At 54.7% G+C, this 22,329-nt stretch carries 19 protein-coding genes; 16 read left to right on the top strand and 3 right to left on the bottom strand.

Features of this window, described 5'->3' with window-relative positions; all coding sequences use genetic code 11:
- Position 1: 1 nt before the first annotated feature.
- The 3 genes from leuB to leuL all read right to left on the bottom strand — a co-directional run bounded on the left by leuB (position 2) and on the right by leuL (position 2,842).
- Positions 2-1,093, bottom strand: coding sequence for a 3-isopropylmalate dehydrogenase (gene leuB / locus AC2FAP_RS14050; RefSeq protein WP_449541887.1), 1,092 nt, complete (start codon positions 1,091-1,093; stop codon positions 2-4).
- Positions 1,093-2,664: a 2-isopropylmalate synthase gene (leuA, locus tag AC2FAP_RS14045; protein WP_014168617.1), complete on the bottom strand. Its 1,572-nt coding sequence runs from the start codon at positions 2,662-2,664 to the stop codon at positions 1,093-1,095. Before leuA ends, leuB begins: the two co-directional genes overlap by 1 nt.
- A 91-nt stretch (positions 2,665-2,755) precedes the next feature.
- Positions 2,756-2,842 carry a leu operon leader peptide gene (leuL, locus tag AC2FAP_RS14040; protein ID WP_071530973.1) on the bottom strand — a complete coding sequence of 29 codons (87 nt, stop codon included), beginning with the start codon at positions 2,840-2,842 and terminating at the stop codon, positions 2,756-2,758.
- Between the two features lie 635 nt (positions 2,843-3,477).
- Between leuL and leuO the strand changes: the two genes are divergently transcribed.
- The 16 genes from leuO (at position 3,478) to AC2FAP_RS13960 (ending at position 22,328) form a co-directional block, all read left to right on the top strand.
- Positions 3,478-4,422: a transcriptional regulator LeuO gene (gene leuO, locus AC2FAP_RS14035; protein ID WP_032669418.1), complete on the top strand. Its 945-nt coding sequence runs from the start codon at positions 3,478-3,480 to the stop codon at positions 4,420-4,422.
- 380 nt (positions 4,423-4,802) lie between these two features.
- The gene (ilvI, locus tag AC2FAP_RS14030) at positions 4,803-6,527 is read left to right on the top strand and encodes an acetolactate synthase 3 large subunit (RefSeq protein ID WP_014168620.1); all 1,725 of its coding nucleotides are present in this window, start codon (positions 4,803-4,805) and stop codon (positions 6,525-6,527) included.
- 1 nt (position 6,528) lies between these two features.
- Positions 6,529-7,020 carry an acetolactate synthase small subunit gene (gene ilvN / locus AC2FAP_RS14025; protein WP_003856371.1) on the top strand — a complete coding sequence of 164 codons (492 nt, stop codon included), beginning with the start codon at positions 6,529-6,531 and terminating at the stop codon, positions 7,018-7,020.
- Positions 7,021-7,199: 179 nt separating this feature from the next.
- Entirely contained in the window at positions 7,200-8,207 is a 1,008-nt protein-coding gene (gene cra / locus AC2FAP_RS14020) for a catabolite repressor/activator (RefSeq protein ID WP_113656584.1), read from the top strand.
- Positions 8,208-8,805: 598 nt separating this feature from the next.
- Complete coding sequence (gene mraZ, locus AC2FAP_RS14015) at positions 8,806-9,264, top strand: division/cell wall cluster transcriptional repressor MraZ (protein WP_025205427.1); 459 nt, start codon at positions 8,806-8,808, stop codon at positions 9,262-9,264.
- 2 nt (positions 9,265-9,266) lie between these two features.
- Positions 9,267-10,208, top strand: coding sequence for a 16S rRNA (cytosine(1402)-N(4))-methyltransferase RsmH (rsmH, locus tag AC2FAP_RS14010; RefSeq protein WP_014168623.1), 942 nt, complete (start codon positions 9,267-9,269; stop codon positions 10,206-10,208).
- Positions 10,205-10,570, top strand: coding sequence for a cell division protein FtsL (ftsL, locus tag AC2FAP_RS14005; RefSeq protein WP_008501989.1), 366 nt, complete (start codon positions 10,205-10,207; stop codon positions 10,568-10,570). Before rsmH ends, ftsL begins: the two co-directional genes overlap by 4 nt.
- Positions 10,571-10,585: 15 nt before the next feature.
- On the top strand, positions 10,586-12,352 hold the full coding sequence (locus AC2FAP_RS14000; protein ID WP_014168624.1) for a peptidoglycan glycosyltransferase FtsI: 1,767 nt from the start codon (positions 10,586-10,588) through the stop codon (positions 12,350-12,352).
- Positions 12,339-13,826: a UDP-N-acetylmuramoyl-L-alanyl-D-glutamate--2,6-diaminopimelate ligase gene (murE, locus tag AC2FAP_RS13995; RefSeq protein ID WP_032679622.1), complete on the top strand. Its 1,488-nt coding sequence runs from the start codon at positions 12,339-12,341 to the stop codon at positions 13,824-13,826. Before AC2FAP_RS14000 ends, murE begins: the two co-directional genes overlap by 14 nt.
- The gene (gene murF, locus AC2FAP_RS13990) at positions 13,823-15,181 is read left to right on the top strand and encodes a UDP-N-acetylmuramoyl-tripeptide--D-alanyl-D-alanine ligase (RefSeq protein WP_025205424.1); all 1,359 of its coding nucleotides are present in this window, start codon (positions 13,823-13,825) and stop codon (positions 15,179-15,181) included. Before murE ends, murF begins: the two co-directional genes overlap by 4 nt.
- Positions 15,175-16,257, top strand: a complete 1,083-nt coding sequence (mraY, locus tag AC2FAP_RS13985) for a phospho-N-acetylmuramoyl-pentapeptide-transferase (protein ID WP_008501985.1) — start codon at positions 15,175-15,177, stop codon at positions 16,255-16,257. The genes murF and mraY overlap by 7 nt, the downstream gene beginning before the upstream one ends.
- A gap of 2 nt (positions 16,258-16,259) precedes the next feature.
- Positions 16,260-17,576, top strand: a complete 1,317-nt coding sequence (gene murD / locus AC2FAP_RS13980; protein WP_025205419.1) for a UDP-N-acetylmuramoyl-L-alanine--D-glutamate ligase — start codon at positions 16,260-16,262, stop codon at positions 17,574-17,576.
- On the top strand, positions 17,576-18,820 hold the full coding sequence (gene ftsW, locus AC2FAP_RS13975; protein WP_014168628.1) for a cell division protein FtsW: 1,245 nt from the start codon (positions 17,576-17,578) through the stop codon (positions 18,818-18,820). The genes murD and ftsW overlap by 1 nt, the downstream gene beginning before the upstream one ends.
- A complete protein-coding gene (gene murG, locus AC2FAP_RS13970) occupies positions 18,817-19,881 on the top strand; it encodes an undecaprenyldiphospho-muramoylpentapeptide beta-N-acetylglucosaminyltransferase (RefSeq protein ID WP_449541886.1) in 1,065 nt (354 codons plus the stop codon). Before ftsW ends, murG begins: the two co-directional genes overlap by 4 nt.
- Before the next feature lie 58 nt (positions 19,882-19,939).
- The gene (murC, locus tag AC2FAP_RS13965) at positions 19,940-21,415 is read left to right on the top strand and encodes a UDP-N-acetylmuramate--L-alanine ligase (RefSeq protein ID WP_014168630.1); all 1,476 of its coding nucleotides are present in this window, start codon (positions 19,940-19,942) and stop codon (positions 21,413-21,415) included.
- Complete coding sequence (locus AC2FAP_RS13960; protein WP_020882578.1) at positions 21,408-22,328, top strand: D-alanine--D-alanine ligase; 921 nt, start codon at positions 21,408-21,410, stop codon at positions 22,326-22,328. Before murC ends, AC2FAP_RS13960 begins: the two co-directional genes overlap by 8 nt.
- Position 22,329: the final 1 nt, after the last annotated feature.

Genomic DNA, 22,329 nt, shown 5'->3' with positions numbered 1-22,329 from the left:
ATTACACCCCTTCAGCGACATAGCGGGCAATAATGTCGCCCATTTCATCGGTACTGACTGCCGCCGTGCCGCGTGCTAAATCACCGGTACGGACACCTTCTTCTAACGCACGGTTAATGGCGTTTTCAATTGCAGTTGCTGCATCACCGGCATCAAGACTGTAGCGCAACAGCAAGGCCAGGGAGAGGATCTGCGCAATCGGGTTGGCAACGTTTTTGCCAGCGATATCGGGCGCGGAGCCGCCAGCAGGTTCGTACAGGCCAAATCCCTCTTCATTGAGGCTGGCTGATGGCAACATCCCCATAGAGCCTGTGATCATTGCGCACTCGTCCGAGAGAATATCGCCGAACAGGTTGGAACACAGCAGAACGTCAAACTGCGACGGATCTTTAATCAGCTGCATGGTCGCGTTGTCGATGTACATATGGGACAGTTCGACATCCGGATACTGTTTCGCGACTTCACTGACGATTTCACGCCACAAAATAGAAGACTGCAGAACGTTCGCTTTATCGATAGACGTCACTTTATGACGACGTTTGCGCGCCGACTCAAAGGCAATATGGGCGATACGTTCAATTTCAAAACGGTGATAGACCTCAGTATCAAAGGCTTTTTCATGCTGACCGCTGCCTTCGCGCCCTTTAGGCTGCCCGAAGTAGATCCCGCCGGTCAGTTCACGCACGCACAGGATGTCAAAGCCGTTAGCCGCGATATCTGCACGCAGCGGACAGAACGTTTCCAGCCCCTGGTACAGCTTCGCCGGACGCAGGTTGCTGAACAATTTAAAATGTTTACGCAGTGGCAGCAGCGCGCCGCGCTCAGGCTGCCCGGCGGGCGGCAGGTGTTCCCATTTAGGGCCACCCACGGAGCCAAACAGCACTGCATCCGCATTTTCACACCCTTCAACGGTCGCTTTTGGCAGCGGAGTACCGTGATTATCGATGGCGATACCGCCCACATCATAGTGGCTGGTGGAGATTTTCATCGCAAAACGCGAACGAACGGCTTCCAGTACTTTCAACGCCTGTGCCATCACTTCCGGGCCAATACCGTCACCCGGTAACACAGCAATATGGTAATTCTTCGACATTACACGGTTTCCTTGTTGTTCTCTTTATTCTGAGCTTTGCGTTGCAACTCTTTTTCAACTTCAGCGGCGCGCCAGATGTTGTTCAGCACGTGGACCATCGCCTTCGCGGAGGATTCAACAATATCCGTCGCCAGGCCCACACCGTGGAAACGACGGCCATTGTGGGTGACCACGATATCAACCTGACCCAGGGCATTCTCACCGTGGCCCTTGGCCGTCAGGTCATATTTCACCAGCTCTACGTCGTATTCGGTGACGCGGTTAATTGCGCGGTAAATGGCATCAACCGGGCCATTGCCGTTTGCCGCTTCGGCCTTAATGTCTTCGCCACAGGCCAGTTTGACCGAGGCAGTCGCAATGTCGCTGGAGCCTGACTGCACGCTGAAGTAATCGAGGCGGAAGTGCTCAGGCTCTTCCTGCTGTTTATTGATGAAGGCCAGCGCTTCCAGGTCATAGTCGAATACCTGACCTTTTTTATCGGCCAACTTCAGGAAGGCGTCGTACAGCTGATCCATGTTGTAATCGCTGTCCTTATAACCCATCTCTTCCATACGGTGTTTCACCGCCGCACGACCGGAACGGGAGGTCAGGTTCAACTGAACCTGGTTCAGGCCGATGGATTCCGGGGTCATGATTTCGTAGTTTTCACGGTTTTTCAGCACGCCATCCTGATGAATACCGGAGGAGTGCGCAAAGGCGCCGGTACCCACAATCGCCTTGTTAGCCGGGATGGGCATGTTGCAGATCTGGCTGACGGTCTGGCTGGTACGCCAGATTTCGTTGTGATTGATGCGGGTATGCACATTCATGATGTCTTTGCGCACTTTGATCGCCATGATCACTTCTTCCAGTGAACAGTTACCTGCACGTTCACCGATGCCGTTCATCGCGCCTTCTACCTGACGTGCACCGGCGTGCACCGCAGCGATGGCGTTGCCAACGGCCAGCCCCAGGTCATCGTGGGTATGTACGGAGATAATCGCTTGATCAATGTTTGGTACGCGTTCATACAGACCGGTAATGATGTTGGAGAACTCAAACGGCATGGTGTAGCCGACAGTGTCCGGGATATTGATGGTTTTAGCGCCCGCATTGATGGCAGCTTCCACCACGCGCGCCAAATCTTCAATCGGCGTACGGCCAGCATCTTCACAGGAGAATTCAACGTCATCCGTGTAGTTACGGGCACGTTTTACCATGTAGACCGCGCGCTCAATGACCTCATCCAGCGTGCTGCGCAGCTTGGTGGCAATGTGCATAGGAGAGGTAGCAATAAAGGTATGAATACGGAATGCTTCGGCAACCTTCAACGACTCGGCCGCAACATCGATATCTTTTTCCACACAGCGTGCCAGGCCACAGACGCGGCTGTTCTTGATGGTACGCGCTATGGTCTGCACGGATTCGAAGTCACCCGGAGAAGAGACAGGGAAACCGACCTCCATCACGTCGACACCCATACGTTCGAGAGCCAGCGCGATCTGCAGTTTCTCTTTCACACTCAGGCTTGCCTGTAATGCCTGTTCACCGTCACGTAAAGTTGTATCGAAAATAATGACTTGCTGGCTCATGGGTTAGGTCCTTGTCAGTCTTAGGGCGCCTTGCTACGAGCATAAAAAAACCCGCGCAGTGGCGCGGGTTTTTAGTCTTACTGGTGACGATTCAACGCTGAATTTCGCCCGCCAGTCTACCGCGCACAGTGGATGCGTTTAGTAGTAGTAGACCGGTGAAACGAATGGTGCGAATCATGAATCGTGCTCCGTTAAATTCAATATGCTTTTAGTGGTACTGGATACGACTGTGCATGTCAACCCCTGCAGGCAAAAACGCACCCGGCTGGCCAGGTTGACAGGATATGTGCTTTAGCTAATTGTGCTGGGTTTTGCTTTTCCGACCCTGCAAATTGTCTAATTTTGGACTGAGAAAAAGGTTGCAGAAATAATTGAATATCATTGTGATGAATAAATTAAAAGTTCGCTACCCAATTCTGTGGGACGCAAATGGGTTTGATTTCATTAAGTTATAAATGTGGTGAATGTTTTTTATCACTTCGGATGTCTTATGGTTATTACAGATTGTTAACTTATTTAATCGGGGTTGCAATAACAGTTTAATAATACTTAAGACATCATTAACTCGCTGGCGATTGTATATTGGTCTAGTTTATGGTTTCATTCAAATCCTAAAGTGAAGCATATCATTTGCAGTGGTGTTTATTTTATCGTTTGTCAGTGGCGAAAAGTCATTTTCGCTAAACTGTTCTTTATATTTTCCGAATTTAAAATAATTCTCTTTCGCTGATCGTATATGCATGGTAAATCATATTCTTCGGAATTATTACAGTACGTTGGCAAAGGGAGTGTAGCGTGACAGTGGAGTCAGAAGTGCCAGAAATTAATATTAAACAACCTCAAACTACTGATGGGATTAAACCGCAGTTACGTACGGTGGACCTTAATCTGCTCACGGTATTTGATGCTGTCATGCAGGAGCAGAATATCACCCGGGCGGCCCATACGTTGGGGATGTCTCAGCCCGCGGTCAGTAATGCTGTCGCCAGACTTAAGGTTATGTTTAACGACGAGTTATTCGTTCGTTACGGGAGAGGAATACAGCCTACCGCACGGGCATTCCAGTTATTCGGCTCTATCCGTCAGGCGTTGCAGCTGGTTCAGAACGAGCTGCCAGGGTCAGGCTTTGAACCTTTAAGCAGTGAGCGTGTATTCAATCTTTGTGTTTGCAGTCCGTTAGATAATTATTTGACGTCGATTATTTATAATAAAGTTGAAGAGATCGCTCCCAATATCCATCTGGTTTTTAAATCATCCTTAAATCAAAACACAGAGCATCAGTTACGCTACCAGGAGACCGAGTTCGTTCTGGGATATGAAGAATTTCGACGTCCTGAATTTTCTTGCGTTCCGCTGTTTAAAGATGAAATGGTGTTGGTCGCCAGTAAAAAACACCCCCGACTCAATTCTCCGCTTCGGGAAAGTGACGTTTATAGCGAGCAGCATGCTGTTGTTGCGCTCGACAGATATGCTTCCTTTAGCCTGCCGTGGTATGACACGGCGGATAAACAGGCAAGCGTTGCTTATCAGGGAATGGCAATGGTCAGCGTATTGAACGTGGTCTCGCAGACACATCTGGTGGCTATTGCACCACGCTGGCTGGCTGAAGAGTTTTCCGGTCAACTACAACTGCAAATGTTGCCGTTGCCGCTCAAGCTGAATAGCCGTACCTGCTATCTCTCCTGGCATGAAGCCGCCGGTCGGGATAAAGGGCATCAGTGGATGGAAGAGTTGCTGATCAGTATTTGCCGTCGATAAGCGTATCAGGATAAATTGCATCTTCGCGTGTGATTTATCCTGGTTTTTTCTCTGTTATTGTTATTTTATTCTGTTGTGAATTTTTTCTTACTGCTCTCTGGCTCGCAAAAATAGATGATTTCCTGAATCGACGCGCTTTTCAGCGATGATTAATCATCTCATCCTCTAATACCAGATGAATTGACCATATCCTTCCTTAATACCTGTTTTTTCTGCTTTGCGAACCGTTTAGCTCACCCGGTCTGCTAATTGCCTGCCTCATAACGAGCGGTTAAGGTAACGATCACTCTGCAAAATATAAGATTGGTTTAACCCAGTCGTAAGACGGTGCGGAAATGAATTCTGCAGCTCGTCTATAACAAAATGCCTGGAGGCAAAGCATGGAGATGTTGTCTGGCGCGGAAATGGTCGTCCGATCGTTAATCGATCAGGGCGTGAAGCAAGTGTTCGGTTATCCCGGAGGCGCAGTCCTGGATATTTATGATGCGCTTCATACGGTAGGCGGCATTGACCATGTTTTAGTACGCCACGAGCAGGCGGCGGTGCATATGGCTGACGGGCTGGCCCGCGCGACAGGTGAAGTAGGCGTGGTATTAGTGACGTCAGGTCCCGGCGCGACAAACGCCATCACCGGCATTGCCACGGCGTATATGGACTCTATCCCGCTGGTTATTCTTTCCGGCCAGGTGGCGACGTCACTGATCGGCTACGACGCGTTCCAGGAGTGCGACATGGTGGGGATTTCGCGTCCCGTTGTGAAGCACAGCTTCCTGGTTAAGCAAACTGAAGACATCCCGGGGATATTGAAAAAAGCCTTCTGGCTGGCAGCAAGCGGGCGTCCCGGCCCGGTGGTGGTCGATCTGCCGAAAGATATCTTGAACCCGGCGAACAAGCTTCCTTATGTCTGGCCGGAGTCGGTGAGCATGCGCTCATACAACCCAACGACGCAGGGCCACAAGGGGCAGATCAAACGTGCCTTGCAAACGCTGCTGGCCGCCAAAAAACCGGTAGTCTATGTCGGTGGTGGGGCAATTAATTCTGCCTGTGAAGGGCAGCTTCGGGAGCTTATCGAGAAACTCAATCTTCCCGTTGCGTCGTCGCTGATGGGGCTGGGCGCTTTCCCGGCAACTCACCGTCAGGCTCTGGGGATGCTGGGTATGCACGGTACCTATGAAGCCAACATGACGATGCACCATTCCGATGTGATCTTTGCCGTCGGCGTGCGCTTTGACGATCGCACCACCAACAATCTGGCGAAATACTGCCCGAACGCCACCGTGCTTCATATTGATATCGATCCCACTTCTATTTCGAAAACGGTGTCTGCGGATGTGCCGATCGTCGGTGATGCCCGCCAGGTGCTGGAGCAAATGCTGGATCTGCTGGCACAGGAGCCGCCTTCCCAGCCGCTGGATGAGATCCGTGACTGGTGGCAGCAGATCGAACAATGGCGTGCGCGTCAGTGCCTGAAGTATGACACGCAAAGCGACAGCATTAAGCCGCAGGCGGTGATCGAAACTATCTGGCGGCTGACGAAAGGCGAGGCATACGTGACGTCTGACGTGGGTCAGCATCAGATGTTTGCCGCCCTTTATTATCCGTTTGATAAACCGCGCCACTGGATTAACTCCGGAGGGTTAGGAACGATGGGCTTTGGCTTGCCTGCCGCACTGGGCGTCAAGCTGGCTCTGCCTGACGAAACCGTCGTCTGCGTGACGGGAGACGGCAGTATTCAGATGAACATCCAGGAGCTGTCGACGGCCCTTCAGTATGAGCTGCCGGTACTGGTGCTGAACCTGAATAACGGTTATCTCGGGATGGTGAAGCAGTGGCAGGACATGATCTACTCTGGTCGTCACTCTCAGTCCTACATGACGTCACTGCCGGACTTTGTTCGTCTGGCTGAAGCCTACGGCCATATTGGGATGCGAGTGACCGATCCGGCAGAGCTCGAAACGAAGCTCGGTGAAGCGCTTGAGCACGTTAAAAATAACCGCCTCGTTTTTATGGATGTCATTGTTGATGGCACCGAGCACGTATACCCGATGCATATTCGCGGTGGTGGTATGGATGAAATGTGGTTAAGCAAAACGGAGAGAACCTGATATGCGCCGGATATTATCTGTTTTACTGGAAAACGAGTCTGGCGCACTGTCGCGCGTCATTGGCCTTTTTGCACAGCGCGGCTATAACATTGAAAGCCTGACCGTTGCGCCGACTGACGATCCGACGCTGTCGCGCATGACCATCCAGACCGTCGGCGATGCCAAAGTGCTTGAGCAGATCGAGAAACAGCTGCATAAGCTGGTCGATGTTCTGCGCGTCAGCGAGCTGGGGCAGGGTGCCTACGTTGAGCGAGAGGTCATGCTGGTGAAAATCCAGGCCAGCGGTTACGGGCGCGAGGAAGTGAAACGTAACACGGATATCTTCCGTGGGCAGATTATAGACGTCACGCCTTCTATATATACGGTTCAGCTGGCCGGAACGAGTGACAAGCTGGATGCCTTCCTGGCATCTGTGCGGGATGTGGCAAAAATTGTTGAGGTTGCGAGATCGGGCGTTGTTGGCCTGTCACGCGGCGATAAGATCATGCGTTAGTTGTCTAAAAGGTTCGCCTCTTTCTGCCCGGTCACCAAAGCCGGGCTTTTTTTTGTGTAATCAGCCGACAACAGAGATAAAAGCGGTTGCCGCGAAGGCTATTCTGCGTTTAGATGTTAAAAGATTTAACCATAACCTTGCCAAGGCCATGGACTCTTTTCATTTTTTAAGGGGCAATTGTGAAACTGGATGAAATCGCCCGGCTAGCCGGCGTGTCACGAACAACGGCCAGCTATGTGATTAACGGTAAAGCAAAGCAGTACCGTGTCAGCGATAAGACCGTTGAAAAAGTTATGGCGGTGGTTCGTGAACATAACTACCATCCGAATGCTGTCGCAGCTGGCCTGCGTGCCGGACGCACCCGCTCTATTGGCCTGGTGATCCCGGATCTGGAAAACACCAGCTATACCCGTATCGCCAACTATCTTGAACGTCAGGCGCGCCAGCGTGGCTATCAGTTGCTGATTGCCTGCTCGGAAGACCAGCCCGACAACGAGATGCGCTGTATTGAGCATCTGCTCCAGCGTCAGGTCGATGCCATCATCGTCTCCACCTCTTTACCGCCTGAACACCCATTCTATCAACGCTGGGCGAACGACCCATTCCCGATTGTGGCGCTGGATCGTGCGCTCGACAGGGAGCATTTCACGAGCGTCGTCGGTGCCGATCAGGATGATGCCGAGATGCTGGCGGCAGAGCTGAGAACCTTCCCGGCTGAAACGGTGCTGTATCTGGGGGCGCTGCCTGAACTGTCAGTCAGCTTCCTGCGTGAACAGGGATTCAGATCCGCCTGGAAAGACGATCCCCGTGAGGTGCACTACCTCTATGCCAACAGCTATGAACGTGAAGCGGCCGCACAGCTTTTCGAGAAATGGCTGGAAACGCACCCGATGCCGCAGGCGTTATTCACCACCTCATTTGCTCTGCTGCAGGGGGTGATGGATGTGACCTTACGCCGTGAGGGTAAACTGCCTTCCGACCTGGCCATCGCGACCTTCGGTGATAACGAGCTGCTCGACTTCCTCCAGTGCCCGGTTCTGGCGGTGGCTCAACGCCATCGTGATGTGGCTGAACGCGTGCTGGAAATTGTGCTGGCAAGTCTGGACGAGCCGCGTAAACCGAAGCCGGGTCTGACGCGAATTAAACGTAATCTTTACCATCGCGGAATTCTGAGCCGCCATAAATGAAATGACGGGGCGGAGAAATCTGCCCCCTTTTGACGAAATAATTCGCCGGGATAATTCCCGTAGAGAAATTAGGATAATTCTTGCGAATTTACCTTCTGCTATTTTTCTTAATTCATTTTGGCGTTTAATGGTTCCTTTAAAGGACGTTTAAACGATTTTAAATGCTCGTCTTTGTATTATTTTGTTACAAACCCTCTTCCGGCGATGAATATTCAGACGTTTTTCCTTCTCCTGTGCCAGCTTGCACGGCAACCGCCGCGTTTCGCGAGCCCTGGGGTGAATCTGGCGCTGTTATCCCCTGAGAATCTGTCATAAAATGCTGCCCGCGTCGCAAACTGACACTTTATATTTATCTGCGATGATATTGAGTGAGCCTTAACGCTAGTGTGCATATTCGGTTTTTTTCTTACAAATATTCATAACGTTAATTTTGCCTCGCCAGTTGTGCAGTTATTAACCAGGGCTGTTTATCTCTGTAAATAGAGGCCTTTCGGGCCTGTATAGGGAGAGTCCTGGCTTGACAAGCTTTTCCCTCGCTCCGTAAACTCCTTTAGGTGGGAATTTGTGGGTTAAAGTGGTGAGGAGGGGTGAGACTGGCATGTTCCGTGGAGCTACGTTAGTCAATCTCGACAGCAAAGGGCGTTTATCGGTACCAACCCGATACCGCGACCAGCTGATTGAGAACGCTACGGGTCAAATGGTTTGCACCATTGACATCAACTCCCCCTGCCTGCTGCTTTACCCCTTACCTGAATGGGAAATTATTGAGCAAAAGCTGTCGCGACTGTCGAGCATGAACCCGCAGGAACGCCGCGTGCAGCGGTTGTTATTGGGACATGCCAGTGAATGTCAGATGGATAGCGCAGGCCGGTTACTGATTGCCCCTGTGTTACGGCAACATGCCGGTCTGACCAAAGAAGTGATGCTGGTCGGGCAGTTCAACAAGTTTGAACTGTGGGATGAAACGACCTGGTATCAACAGGTCAAGGAAGATATCGACGCTGAGCAGTCTGATTCCGCGACATTATCGGAACGGCTGCAGGACTTGTCTCTATAAATATGATGGAAAATTACAAACATAAAACGGTGCTGCTGGATGAGGCCGTTAACGGCCTGAATATTCGTCCGGACGGCATCTACATTGATGGCACTTTTGGTCGCGGTGGCCACTCGCGCTTAATCCTCTCCCAGCTTGGAGCGGAAGGGCGTCTGCTGGCAATCGATCGCGATCCGCAGGCGATTGCCGTTGCGCAAACCATCGATGACCCACGCTTTTCCATCGTGCATGGACCTTTCTCTGCGCTCGCTGATTATGTTGCCGAGCGCGGCCTGACGGGCAAGATCGACGGAATCCTTCTCGATCTTGGCGTCTCTTCACCCCAGCTTGATGATGCTGAACGCGGCTTCTCCTTTATGCGCGATGGTCCACTGGACATGCGCATGGATCCTACTCGCGGTCAGTCTGCCGCCGAGTGGTTACAGACCGCGGACGAAGCGGATATTGCCTGGGTGATCAAAACCTTCGGCGAGGAGCGTTTTGGCAAGCGTATCGCGCGCGCCATCGTTGAGCGTAACCGCATCGAGCCGATGACCCGCACGAAAGAGCTGGCCGAGGTGATCGCGGCGGCGACGCCGGTGAAGGATAAGCACAAACATCCCGCGACCCGTACCTTCCAGGCGGTTCGTATCTGGGTAAACAGTGAACTGGAGGAAATAGAGCTGGCGCTAAAAAGCTCGCTCGACGTGCTGGCCCCGGGTGGGCGGTTATCCATCATCAGCTTCCATTCGCTGGAAGACCGCATTGTGAAGCGCTTTATGCGTGAACAAAGCCGCGGTCCACAGGTTCCAGCGGGGCTGCCGATGACGGAAGAACAACTCAGGAAGCTGGGTGGCCGTCAGTTGCGAGCATTAGGCAAGTTGATGCCGGGCGAAGAAGAAGTGGCACAGAATCCACGCGCCCGTAGTTCAGTGCTGCGTGTTGCAGAGAGGACGAACGCATGATCGGCAGAGTGACAGAGACCCTAAGCAAAGTTAAGGATTCGTTAGGAAGCAACGAGCGCCATGCCTTGCCTGGCGTGATCGGCGACGATCTTTTGCGGTTTGGGAAACTGCCACTCTGTCTGTTCATTTGCATCATTGTCACGGCCGTCACGGTGGTCACGACTGCCCACCACACACGCTTATTAACTGCGCAACGCGAGCAGATGGTACTGGAACGCGATGCGCTGGATATTGAATGGCGAAACCTGATCCTTGAAGAAAATGCGCTCGGCGATCACAGCCGGGTTGAACGGATCGCAACGGAAAAGCTGCAATTGCAGCATGTTGATCCTTCTCAGGAAAATATTGTAGTACAAAAATAAGGGAAAACGCGACGCATGAGAGCAGCGGCAAAAACGCTTAAACCAAAACGTCAGGAAGAACAGGCCAACTTTATCAGTTGGCGTTTTGCGTTGCTTTGCGGCTGCATTTTACTGGCACTGGGTTTCCTGCTGGGACGCGTGGCATGGTTGCAAATCATCGCCCCTGACATGCTGGTTCGACAGGGCGACATGCGTTCCCTTCGCGTTCAGGAAGTGTCGACATCCCGCGGGATGATCACCGACCGCTCAGGCCGTCCACTGGCCGTGAGCGTACCGGTTAAAGCCATCTGGGCCGATCCGAAAGAGCTGCACGATGCGGGTGGCATTACGCTTGATAACCGCTGGAAGGCGCTCTCGGATGCCCTGAAAATGCCGCTGGATCAGCTCGCTTCCCGCGTCAACGCCAATCCAAAAGGGCGTTTTATCTATCTGGCGCGTCAGGTCAACCCTGACATGGCGGACTACATTCGTAAGCTGAAGCTGCCGGGTATTCACCTTCGTGAAGAATCCCGCCGCTACTATCCTTCCGGCGAAGTAACCGCTCACCTCATTGGCTTTACCAACGTTGATAGCCAGGGGATTGAGGGCGTTGAAAAAAGCTTCGATAAATGGCTCACCGGCCAGCCTGGCGAGCGAATTGTTCGTAAAGACCGCTACGGCCGCGTTATCGAAGATATCTCTTCCACGGACAGTCAGGCGGCACACAACCTGGCGCTGAGTATTGATGAGCGTCTGCAGGCATTGGTCTACCGCGAGCTGAACAACGCCGTCGCCTTCAACAAGGCGGAATCCGGCAGCGCTGTGCTGGTGGACGTCAGTACGGGCGAAGTGCTGGCGATGGCCAACAGCCCGTCCTATAACCCGAACAACTTTACCGGCACCGCAAAAGATGCGATGCGTAACCGGGCGATTACCGACGTGTTCGAACCGGGCTCCACGGTGAAACCGATGGTGGTCATGACGGCGCTCCAGCGTGGCATCGTCAATGAAAACACGGTTCTGAACACGATCCCTTACCGTATTAACGGCCACGAGATTAAAGACGTGGCGCGCTACAGCGAATTGACCCTGACCGGGGTTTTACAGAAGTCGAGTAACGTTGGCGTTTCAAAGCTGGCGTTAGCGATGCCGTCCTCAGCGTTAGTAGAGACTTACTCACGTTTTGGGCTTGGAAAGGCGACCAATTTGGGGTTGGTCGGAGAACGCAGTGGCTTATATCCTCAAAAACAACGGTGGTCTGACATAGAGAGGGCCACCTTCTCTTTCGGCTACGGGCTAATGGTAACGCCGTTACAGTTAGCGCGAGTCTACGCAACGATTGGCAGCTATGGCGTCTATCGTCCGCTGTCCATTACCAAAGTTGATCCACCGGTTCCAGGTGAGCGTATCTTCCCGGAATCCATCGTTCGTACCGTCGTTCATATGATGGAAAGCGTGGCGCTGCCTGGCGGCGGCGGCGTGAAGGCGGCGATCAAAGGCTATCGCATCGCCATCAAAACCGGTACCGCGAAAAAAGTGGGGCCAGACGGCCGTTACATCAACAAATACATTGCCTATACCGCAGGCGTTGCGCCTGCCAGTAATCCGCGTTTTGCGCTGGTGGTCGTCATTAACGATCCACAGGCGGGTAAATACTACGGCGGCGCCGTTTCCGCGCCTGTGTTCGGGGCCATCATGGGCGGCGTGTTGCGCACCATGAACATCGAACCGGATGCGCTGGCAACGGGCGAGAAAAGTGAATTTGTAATTAATCAAGGCGAGGGTACAGGTGGCAGATCGTAATTTGCGCGACCTTCTCGCTCCGTGGGTGCCTAATGCACCGGAGCGAGCACTGCGAGAGATGGTACTGGACAGCCGTGCGGCTGCTTCTGGCGATCTTTTTGTGGCGGTGGTCGGTCATCAGGCGGACGGGCGTCGTTATATCCCGCAGGCGATTGCGCAAGGTGTTGCTGCCATTATTGCTGAGGCCAAAGATGAGGCAACCGACGGTGAAATCCGTGAAATGCACGGGGTGCCGGTCATCTATCTCAGCCAGTTAAACGAGCGTCTTTCTGCGCTGGCCGGACGTTTCTATCACGAACCGTCCGATCGGCTGCGTCTGGTGGGCGTGACAGGTACAAACGGCAAAACCACGACCACGCAGCTCATGGCGCAGTGGGCGCAGTTGCTGGGTGAAACCGGTGCGGTCATGGGAACTGTCGGTAACGGTCTGTTGGGCAAAGTGAGCCCGACCGAAAACACCACCGGCTCCGCAGTCGACGTACAGCATGTGCTGGCCGGCCTGGCAGGGCAGGGGGCAACCTTTGCCGCGATGGAAGTCTCTTCCCACGGTCTGGTGCAGCACCGCGTGGCGGCGCTGAAGTTTGCCGCCTCGGTATTCACTAACCTGAGCCGCGATCACCTTGATTATCATGGTGATATGGAGCATTACGAAGCGGCGAAATGGCTGCTCTACTCCACCCACCATAGCGGACAGGCCATCATCAACGCTGACGACGAAGTCGGTCGCCGCTGGCTGGCGAAGCTGCCGGATGCGGTTGCGGTGTCGATGGAAGACCATATCAACCCGAACTGCCACGGCCGCTGGCTGAAGGCGGTTGCGGTGGATTATCACGACAGTGGCGCCACCATTCGTTTTACCTCCTCATGGGGTGACGGTGAAATTGAAAGCCGCCTGATGGGCGCGTTTAACGTCAGCAACCTGCTGCTGGCGCTGGCGACGCTGCTGGCGCTGGGTTATCCGATGAACGCGCTGCTGGAAACGGCCGAGCGTCTGCAGCCGGTATGTGGCCGTATGGAAGTGTTCAGCGCACCGGGCAAACCGACCGTGGTGGTCGATTATGCCCACACGCCGGACGCACTGGAAAAAGCGCTGGAAGCGGCGCGTCTGCACTGCACCGGTAAGCTCTGGTGTGTGTTTGGCTGCGGTGGCGACCGTGATAAGGGCAAACGTCCACTGATGGGTGCCATTGCTGAACAGTTCGCGGATATTCCAGTTGTGACCGATGACAACCCGCGTACTGAAGAGCCGCGCGCCATTATTAACGACATTCTGTCGGGCATGCTGGATGCAGGCCGCGCCCGCGTGGTGGAAGGCCGTGCGGAAGCCGTGACCAACGCCATCATGCAGGCTCAGGAAAACGACGTTGTGCTGCTGGCCGGGAAAGGCCATGAGGATTATCAGATTGTTGGCAACCGTCGTCTCGATTATTCGGACCGCGTCACGGCCGCGCGTCTGCTGGGAGTCGTGGCATGATTAGCATCACCTTAAGTCAGGCCGCTGCGGTACTGCAGGGCGAGCTGCTGGGTCACGATCTGACCATCGAGGCCGTGACGACCGATACCCGCAAAGTGACCCCGGGTTGTCTGTTTGTGGCGCTGAAGGGCGAACGTTTTGACGCGCATGATTTTGCACAACAGGCCAGGGAGAATGGTGCAGGGGCGCTGCTGGTCAGCCGTAAACTCGCTGTCGATCTGCCGCAGATCGTGGTGAAAGATACCCGTCTGGCATTCGGCGAGCTGGCGGCCTGGGTTCGTCAGCAGGTACCGACGCGCGTCGTCGCGCTGACCGGTTCATCAGGCAAAACCTCTGTGAAAGAGATGACTGCGGCCATCCTGAGCCAGTGCGGAAATACGCTTTATACGGCAGGCAACCTTAACAATGATATCGGCGTGCCGATGACATTACTTCGCCTGACCAAAGAGCATGAATTTGCCGTGATCGAGTTAGGGGCAAACCACCAGGGCGAAATCGCCTGGACCGTGAGCCTGACGCGCCCGGAAGCAGCGCTGGTGAATAACCTGGCCGCTGCACATCTGGAAGGTTTTGGTTCGCTGGAAGGCGTGGCGAAAGCTAAAGGCGAGATCTATACCGGCCTGCCGGAAGACGGTATCGCCATTATGAATGCCGACAACAATGACTGGCTGAACTGGCAACAGATCATTGGTTCCCGCAAGACCTGGCGCTTCTCGCCGAATGCGGCCAACAGTGATTTTACCGCGACCAATATTCATGTGACTTCGCATGGCACGGAATTCACCCTTAATACCCCAACCGGGGGCATTGAGGTGCTTCTGCCATTGCCGGGTCGTCATAATATCGCCAATGCGCTCGCGGCAGCGGCGCTGTCGATGGCGGTTGGTGCGTCGCATCAGGCGATTAAAACCGGTCTGGCAAATTTAAAAGCCGTGCCGGGGCGTCTGTTCCCGATCCAGCTTGCGGAAAACAAACTGCTTCTGGATGACTCCTATAACGCGAACGTCGGCTCAATGACCGCGGCGGTGCAGGTGTTGTCTGAGATGCCAGGTTATCGCGTGCTGGTGGTGGGCGATATGGCTGAGCTGGGTGATGAAAGCGAAGCGTGTCATGTCCAGGTGGGGGACGCGGCGAAAGCGGCAGGTATTGATTGCGTGCTGAGCGCCGGAAAACTGAGCCAGGCGATTAGCCATGCCAGCGGTGTTGGCGAGCACTTTGCCGATAAAGCCGCGCTGATTGAACGCCTTAAGGCATTGATGACAGAAAAACAAATTGTGACTGTGTTAGTGAAAGGTTCACGTAGTGCCGCCATGGAAGAGGTTGTGCACGCATTACAGGAGAACGGGACATGTTAGTTTGGCTGGCCGAACATTTGGTCAAATATTATTCAGGCTTTAACGTCTTTTCCTATCTGACGTTTCGCGCCATTGTCAGCCTGCTGACTGCGCTGTTCATCTCTTTGTGGATGGGCCCGCGCATGATTGCCCGTCTGCAAAAACTCTCCTTCGGTCAGGTTGTGCGTAACGACGGTCCGGAGTCGCACTTCAGCAAGCGGGGTACGCCGACCATGGGCGGGATCATGATCCTGACCGCGATCGTTGTTTCCGTACTGCTGTGGGCTTATCCCTCTAACCCGTACGTCTGGTGCGTACTTACCGTGCTGGTGGGCTACGGCATCATTGGGTTTGTTGATGATTACCGCAAGGTCGTGCGTAAAGACACCAAAGGTCTGATCGCCCGCTGGAAATACTTCTGGATGTCGGTGATTGCGCTGGGTGTGGCCTTCGCGCTGTATCTGGCAGGAAAAGACACACCCGCCACCGAGCTGGTGGTGCCGTTCTTTAAAGATGTGATGCCGCAACTGGGGCTGTTCTACATTCTGCTGGCCTACTTCGTCATCGTGGGCACCGGTAACGCCGTAAACCTGACCGACGGTCTGGATGGCCTGGCGATTATGCCAACCGTCTTCGTCGCCGCCGGTTTTGCGCTGGTGGCGTGGGCCACCGGTAACATGAACTTTGCTAACTATTTGCACATTCCATACCTGCGACACGCAGGCGAACTGGTTATCGTCTGTACGGCGATTGTCGGGGCGGGACTGGGCTTCCTGTGGTTCAACACCTACCCGGCGCAGGTCTTTATGGGTGACGTCGGTTCACTGGCTCTGGGCGGCGCGCTGGGCATTATTGCCGTACTGCTGCGCCAGGAGTTCCTGCTGGTGATTATGGGTGGGGTATTTGTGGTTGAAACCCTTTCAGTGATTTTGCAGGTCGGGTCCTTCAAGCTGCGCGGTCAGCGCATCTTCCGTATGGCACCGATTCACCATCACTATGAACTGAAAGGCTGGCCGGAACCGCGCGTGATTGTGCGCTTCTGGATTATTTCGCTGATGCTGGTGCTGATTGGCCTGGCAACGCTGAAGGTACGTTAATCATGGCAGATTACCAGGGCAAAAAAGTCGTTATCATCGGGTTGGGGCTGACAGGCCTCTCCTGCGTGGACTTTTTCCTCGCGCGCGGCGTGACGCCGCGCGTAATGGATACGCGTGTTTCTCCGCCGGGTCTGGATAAACTGCCGGAACAGGTTGAACGCCACCTTGGTGGTCTGAATGATGACTGGCTGCTGGCAGCCGATCTGATTGTCGCCAGCCCCGGTATGGCGCTGGCGCATCCTTCACTCAGCGCCGCGGCCGATGCGGGCGTTGAGATTGTCGGTGATATTGAGTTGTTCTGCCGTGAAGCGCAGGCACCCGTTATCGCGATTACCGGCTCTAACGGTAAAAGCACCGTCACCACCCTTGTGGGTGAGATGGCGAAAGCGGCGGGCATGAACGTGGGCGTGGGAGGCAATATTGGCCTGCCAGCGCTAATGCTGCTGGATAAGGGCTGTGAATTGTACGTCCTCGAGCTTTCCAGCTTCCAGCTGGAAACGACCTCCAGCCTTCGTGCGGCCGCGGCGACGATCCTTAACGTTACTGAAGATCATATGGATCGCTATCCGTTTGGTCTGCAGCAGTACCGCGCCGCCAAACTGCGCATTTATGAAAATGCGAAGGTCTGCGTCGTCAACGCGGATGACGCCCTGACCATGCCGGTGCGCGGGGCGGACGATCGCTGCATTAGCTTTGGCATCACCATGGGTGACTATCATCTTAACCGTCAGTTGGGCGAAACCTGGCTGCGCGTGAAGGGTGAGAAAGTGCTGAACGTGAAAGAGATGAAGCTTACCGGCCAGCATAACTACACCAATGCTCTGGCGGCGCTGGCGCTGGCGGATGCCGTAGGGCTGCCGCGTTCGTCCAGCCTGCAAGCATTGACCACCTTTACCGGCCTGGCGCACCGTTTCCAGCTGGCGCTGGAGCACAACGGTGTGCGCTGGATTAACGACTCAAAAGCCACCAACGTCGGCAGTACCGAGGCCGCCCTGAACGGCCTGCACGTTGAAGGTACCCTGCATTTACTGCTCGGCGGCGACGGTAAATCGGCGGATTTCTCCACGCTGAAACCGTATCTCGCCGGGAATAATATCCGCTTGTACTGCTTTGGTCGCGACGGCAGTGAGCTGGCTGAGCTGCGTCCTGACATTGCCGAGCAAACCGAGACCATGGAGCAGGCGATGCGGCTGATTGCCCCTCGCGTGAAGCCGGGTGATATGGTCCTGCTCTCCCCGGCCTGCGCCAGCCTCGATCAATTCAAGAATTTCGAACAGCGTGGCGATCTCTTTACCCGTCTGGCGAAGGAGTTAGGCTGATGCGTTTATCTCTCCCCCGCCTGAAAATGCCGCGCCTGCCAGGATTTGGCGTTCTGGCGTGGGTGTTTGCGGCACTCAAAGGCTGGGTGATGGGCTCTCGTCAAAAAGATAACGACAGCCTGGTTATGTACGACCGTACGCTCTTCTGGCTCACGCTGGGACTGGCGGCGGTTGGTTTTATCATGGTGACCTCGGCGTCAATGCCTGTCGGGCAGCGACTGGCGAACGATCCGTTCCTGTTTGCGAAACGTGATGGCCTGTACATCATCCTGGCGTTCTGTCTGGCGCTGGTGACATTACGTCTGCCGATGGAGTTCTGGCAGCGGCACAGTACCGCGATGCTGATCGCCTCCATCATTATGCTGCTGATCGTACTGGTGGTGGGGAGCTCCGTAAACGGGGCATCGCGCTGGATTGCCTTTGGCCCGCTGCGTATTCAGCCCGCGGAATTTACCAAGCTCTCCCTGTTCTGCTACCTGGCTAACTACCTGGTACGTAAAGTGGATGAAGTGCGTAATAACCTGCGCGGCTTCTTAAAACCCATGGGCGTTATTCTGGTGCTGGCGGTCTTACTGCTGGCGCAGCCTGACCTTGGTACCGTGGTCGTGCTGTTTGTCACCACGCTGGCAATGCTGTTCCTGGCCGGGGCGAAGCTGTGGCAGTTCATCGCCATCATCGGAATGGGTATCTCAGCGGTTGTGCTGCTGATCCTCGCCGAGCCTTACCGTATCCGCCGTGTGACCTCATTCTGGAACCCGTGGGAAGACCCGTTTGGCAGCGGTTATCAGCTGACGCAGTCGCTGATGGCTTTTGGTCGCGGTGAAGTCTGGGGTCAGGGGCTGGGCAACTCGGTACAGAAACTGGAGTATTTACCCGAAGCGCACACTGACTTCATCTTCTCCATTATTGGGGAAGAACTGGGTTATATCGGTGTGGTATTAGCGCTATTAATGGTATTCTTCGTCGCTTTCCGCGCCATGTCGATTGGGCGGAAAGCGCTGGAGATCGATCACCGCTTTTCAGGTTTCTTAGCCTGCTCAATAGGTATCTGGTTTAGTTTCCAGGCATTGGTTAACGTCGGGGCCGCAGCGGGTATGCTGCCGACCAAAGGCCTGACGTTGCCGTTGATCAGTTATGGTGGTTCCAGTCTGCTGATTATGTCGACGGCCATCATGATGTTGTTACGCATAGATTATGAAACGCGTCTGGAAAAAGCCCAGGCGTTTACACGAGGTTCACGATGAATCAACCGAAGCGGTTAATGGTGATGGCAGGCGGTACCGGTGGACATGTGTTCCCGGGGCTCGCAGTTGCGCACCATTTAATGGATCAGGGCTGGCAGGTACGCTGGCTGGGAACCGCGGACCGCATGGAAGCCGACCTGGTACCGAAGCACGGTATCGAGATCGACTTTATTCGCATTTCCGGCTTACGCGGAAAAGGCATTACGGCCCAGCTTCTGGCACCGGTGCGTATTTTCAACGCCTGGCGTCAGGCGCGCGCCATCATGAAGCGTTTTAAGCCTGATGTGGTGCTGGGGATGGGCGGCTATGTTTCTGGCCCGGGTGGGCTGGCGGCCTGGTCATTGGGCATCCCCGTGGTGCTGCATGAGCAGAACGGCATTGCCGGTCTGACCAATAAATGGCTGGCGAAAATTGCCACCAAAGTGATGCAGGCTTTCCCGGGAGCCTTCCCGAAGGCGGACGTGGTGGGTAACCCGGTGCGCGTAGACGTGCTGGCGCTGCCATTACCGGATGCGCGCCTGGCGGGTCGTGAAGGGCCGGTCCGTGTGCTGGTCGTTGGCGGTTCTCAGGGCGCACGCATTTTAAACCAGACGATGCCGCAGGTTGCAGCAAAGCTGGGGGATGCGGTGACAATCTGGCACCAAAGCGGAAAAGGTGCTCAGCAGATGGTTGAGCAGGCTTACGCCGATGAAGGCCAGCCGCAGCATAAAGTGACGGAATTTATCGACGACATGGCCGCAGCGTATGCCTGGGCCGATGTCGTGGTCTGCCGCTCTGGCGCATTGACGGTGAGCGAAATTGCCGCCGCCGGGTTGCCGGCTCTGTTTGTGCCGTTCCAGCACAAAGACAGACAGCAGTACTGGAATGCGCTGCCGCTTGAGAAAGCCGGCGCTGCGAAAATATTTGAACAGCCACAATTTACCGCCGATGCGGTCGCCACCACCCTGGCGGGCTGGAACAGAGAGGCATTACTGAAGATGGCGCAACGCGCACGCGCGACCGCTATTCCTGATGCAACGGAACGGGTGGCAAAAGAAGTGAGCCTGGCAGCCCAGGCTTAACCCTCGCAGCGCGTGTTGCGCTGCACGAATTTTTTAAGTAGTCGATGGCGTTTAGAGAATGAATACACAACAACTGGCAAAACTGCGTTCTATCGTGCCCGAGATGCGTCGCGTCCGGCACATTCACTTTGTTGGCATCGGTGGTGCTGGCATGGGCGGTATTGCCGAAGTGTTAGCTAACGAAGGCTATCAGATCAGCGGGTCTGACCTGGCGCCAAACCCTGTTACGCAGCAGCTGGCGTCGCTTGGGGCGACTATCTATTTCAATCATCGCCCGGAAAACGTGCGCGATGCGAGCGTGGTGGTCGTGTCGAGCGCCATCTCCTCTGATAACCCGGAAATCGTGGCCGCGCACGAAGCGCGTATTCCGGTGATCCGCCGTGCGGAAATGCTGGCGGAGTTGATGCGTTTTCGTCATGGCATTGCGATTGCCGGAACCCACGGCAAAACCACCACCACGGCGATGGTCTCCAGCATTTATGCAGAAGCGGGCCTCGACCCGACGTTCGTCAATGGTGGTCTGGTAAAAGCGGCAGGCGTGCATGCGCGTCTCGGACACAGCCGTTATTTAATTGCCGAAGCGGATGAGAGCGATGCGTCGTTCCTGCATCTGCAGCCGATGGTCGCCATCGTCACCAATATCGAAGCCGACCATATGGATACTTACCAGGGCGACTTCGAGAACTTAAAGCAGACCTTTATTAATTTCCTGCACAACCTGCCGTTCTATGGACGCGCGGTAATGTGTGTAGACGATCCGGTGATTCGCGAGCTGTTGCCGCGCGTCGGACGTCAAATCACGACTTACGGCTTCAGCGAAGACGCTGATGTCCGCGTGGAAGATTACAAACAGCTGGGTGCGCAGGGGCATTTCACCCTGGCGCGTCAGGACAAAGAACTGCTGCATGTCACCCTCAATGCACCAGGGCGTCACAACGCCCTGAATGCCGCCGCGGCAGTGGCCGTGGCGACAGAAGAAGGCATTGATGACGAAGCCATTCTTCGTGCACTGGAAAGCTTCCAGGGAACCGGGCGTCGCTTCGACTTCCTCGGTGAATACCCGCTGGAGGCGGTGAACGGTAAACCCGGTACTGCCATGCTGGTTGATGACTACGGTCACCACCCGACGGAAGTGGACGCGACGATCAAAGCTGCGCGTGCGGGCTGGCCAGAAAAAAATCTGGTCATGATCTTCCAGCCGCACCGTTTCACGCGTACCCGTGACCTGTATGACGATTTCGCCAGCGTCCTGTCACAGGTGGATACGCTCCTGATGCTGGATGTTTATGCAGCGGGCGAAACTCCTATTCCTGGTGCAGACAGCCGTTCTTTATGTCGTACCATCCGCGGACGCGGTAAAGTAGACCCTATTTTGGTTTCCGATCCTGCCCAGGTGGCTGAAATTCTGGCCCCGGTGCTGACCGGCAACGATCTAATTCTGATTCAGGGCGCGGGAAATATCGGCAAAATCGCCCGTACCTTAGCTGAAATCAAACTGAAGCCGCAAACTCAGGAGGATGAGCATCATGGCTGATAAGATTGCTGTCCTGTCTGGCGGCACATCCGCCGAGCGCGAGGTTTCCCTGAATTCAGGTGCCGCGGTACTGGCGGGCCTGCGTGAAGGGGGTGTGGATGCGCACCTGGTCGATCCGAAAGAGACTGACGTAACCCAGTTAAAGGCGATGGGCTTCGATAAAGTCTTTATCGCGTTACATGGCCGTGGTGGCGAAGACGGCACCCTTCAGGGGCTGCTGGAACTCACCGGCATGCCGTACACCGGCAGCGGTGTGATGGCCTCCGCCATTTCTATGGATAAACTGCGCAGCAAACTGCTGTGGCAGGGCGCGGGTTTACCCGTTGCCCCCTGGGTTGCCCTGACGCGTCGCGAATTTGAAATGGGCCTCTCCGATAGCGTTAATGCACGCATTGCTGAGCTGGGCTTACCGGTTATTGTAAAGCCCAGCCGCGAAGGGTCGAGCGTTGGCATGTCCAAAGTTGAGAAAGCTGAGGATTTATCTTCCGCTTTAGCCCTGGCATTTCAACATGATGAAGAAGTTCTGATTGAAAAATGGCTCAGCGGGCCGGAATTTACCGTCGCGATGCTTGGCGAAGAAATTTTACCGTCAATTCGTATCCAACCGGCCGGAACCTTCTATGATTATGAGGCGAAGTATCTCTCTGATGAGACGCAATATTTCTGCCCAAGTGGTCTTGAAGCTGAGCGTGAAACCGATTTACAGTCCCTGGTGGTTAAAGCCTGGCATGTTCTGGGTTGCCGTGGATGGGGCCGCATCGACGTGATGCTCGACAGTGATGGACAATTTTATCTGCTGGAAGCAAATACTTCTCCGGGAATGACCAGCCACAGCCTTGTGCCGATGGCAGCGCGTCAGGCGGGGATGAGCTTCTCGCAATTAGTCGTACGTATTCTGGACCAGGCGGGCTGAT

This window comes from Enterobacter cloacae complex sp. 394I7, assembly GCF_057320345.1.
Note: the sequence above shows the minus strand (reverse complement) of the source record. Positions and strands in the feature narration are given on the sequence as shown.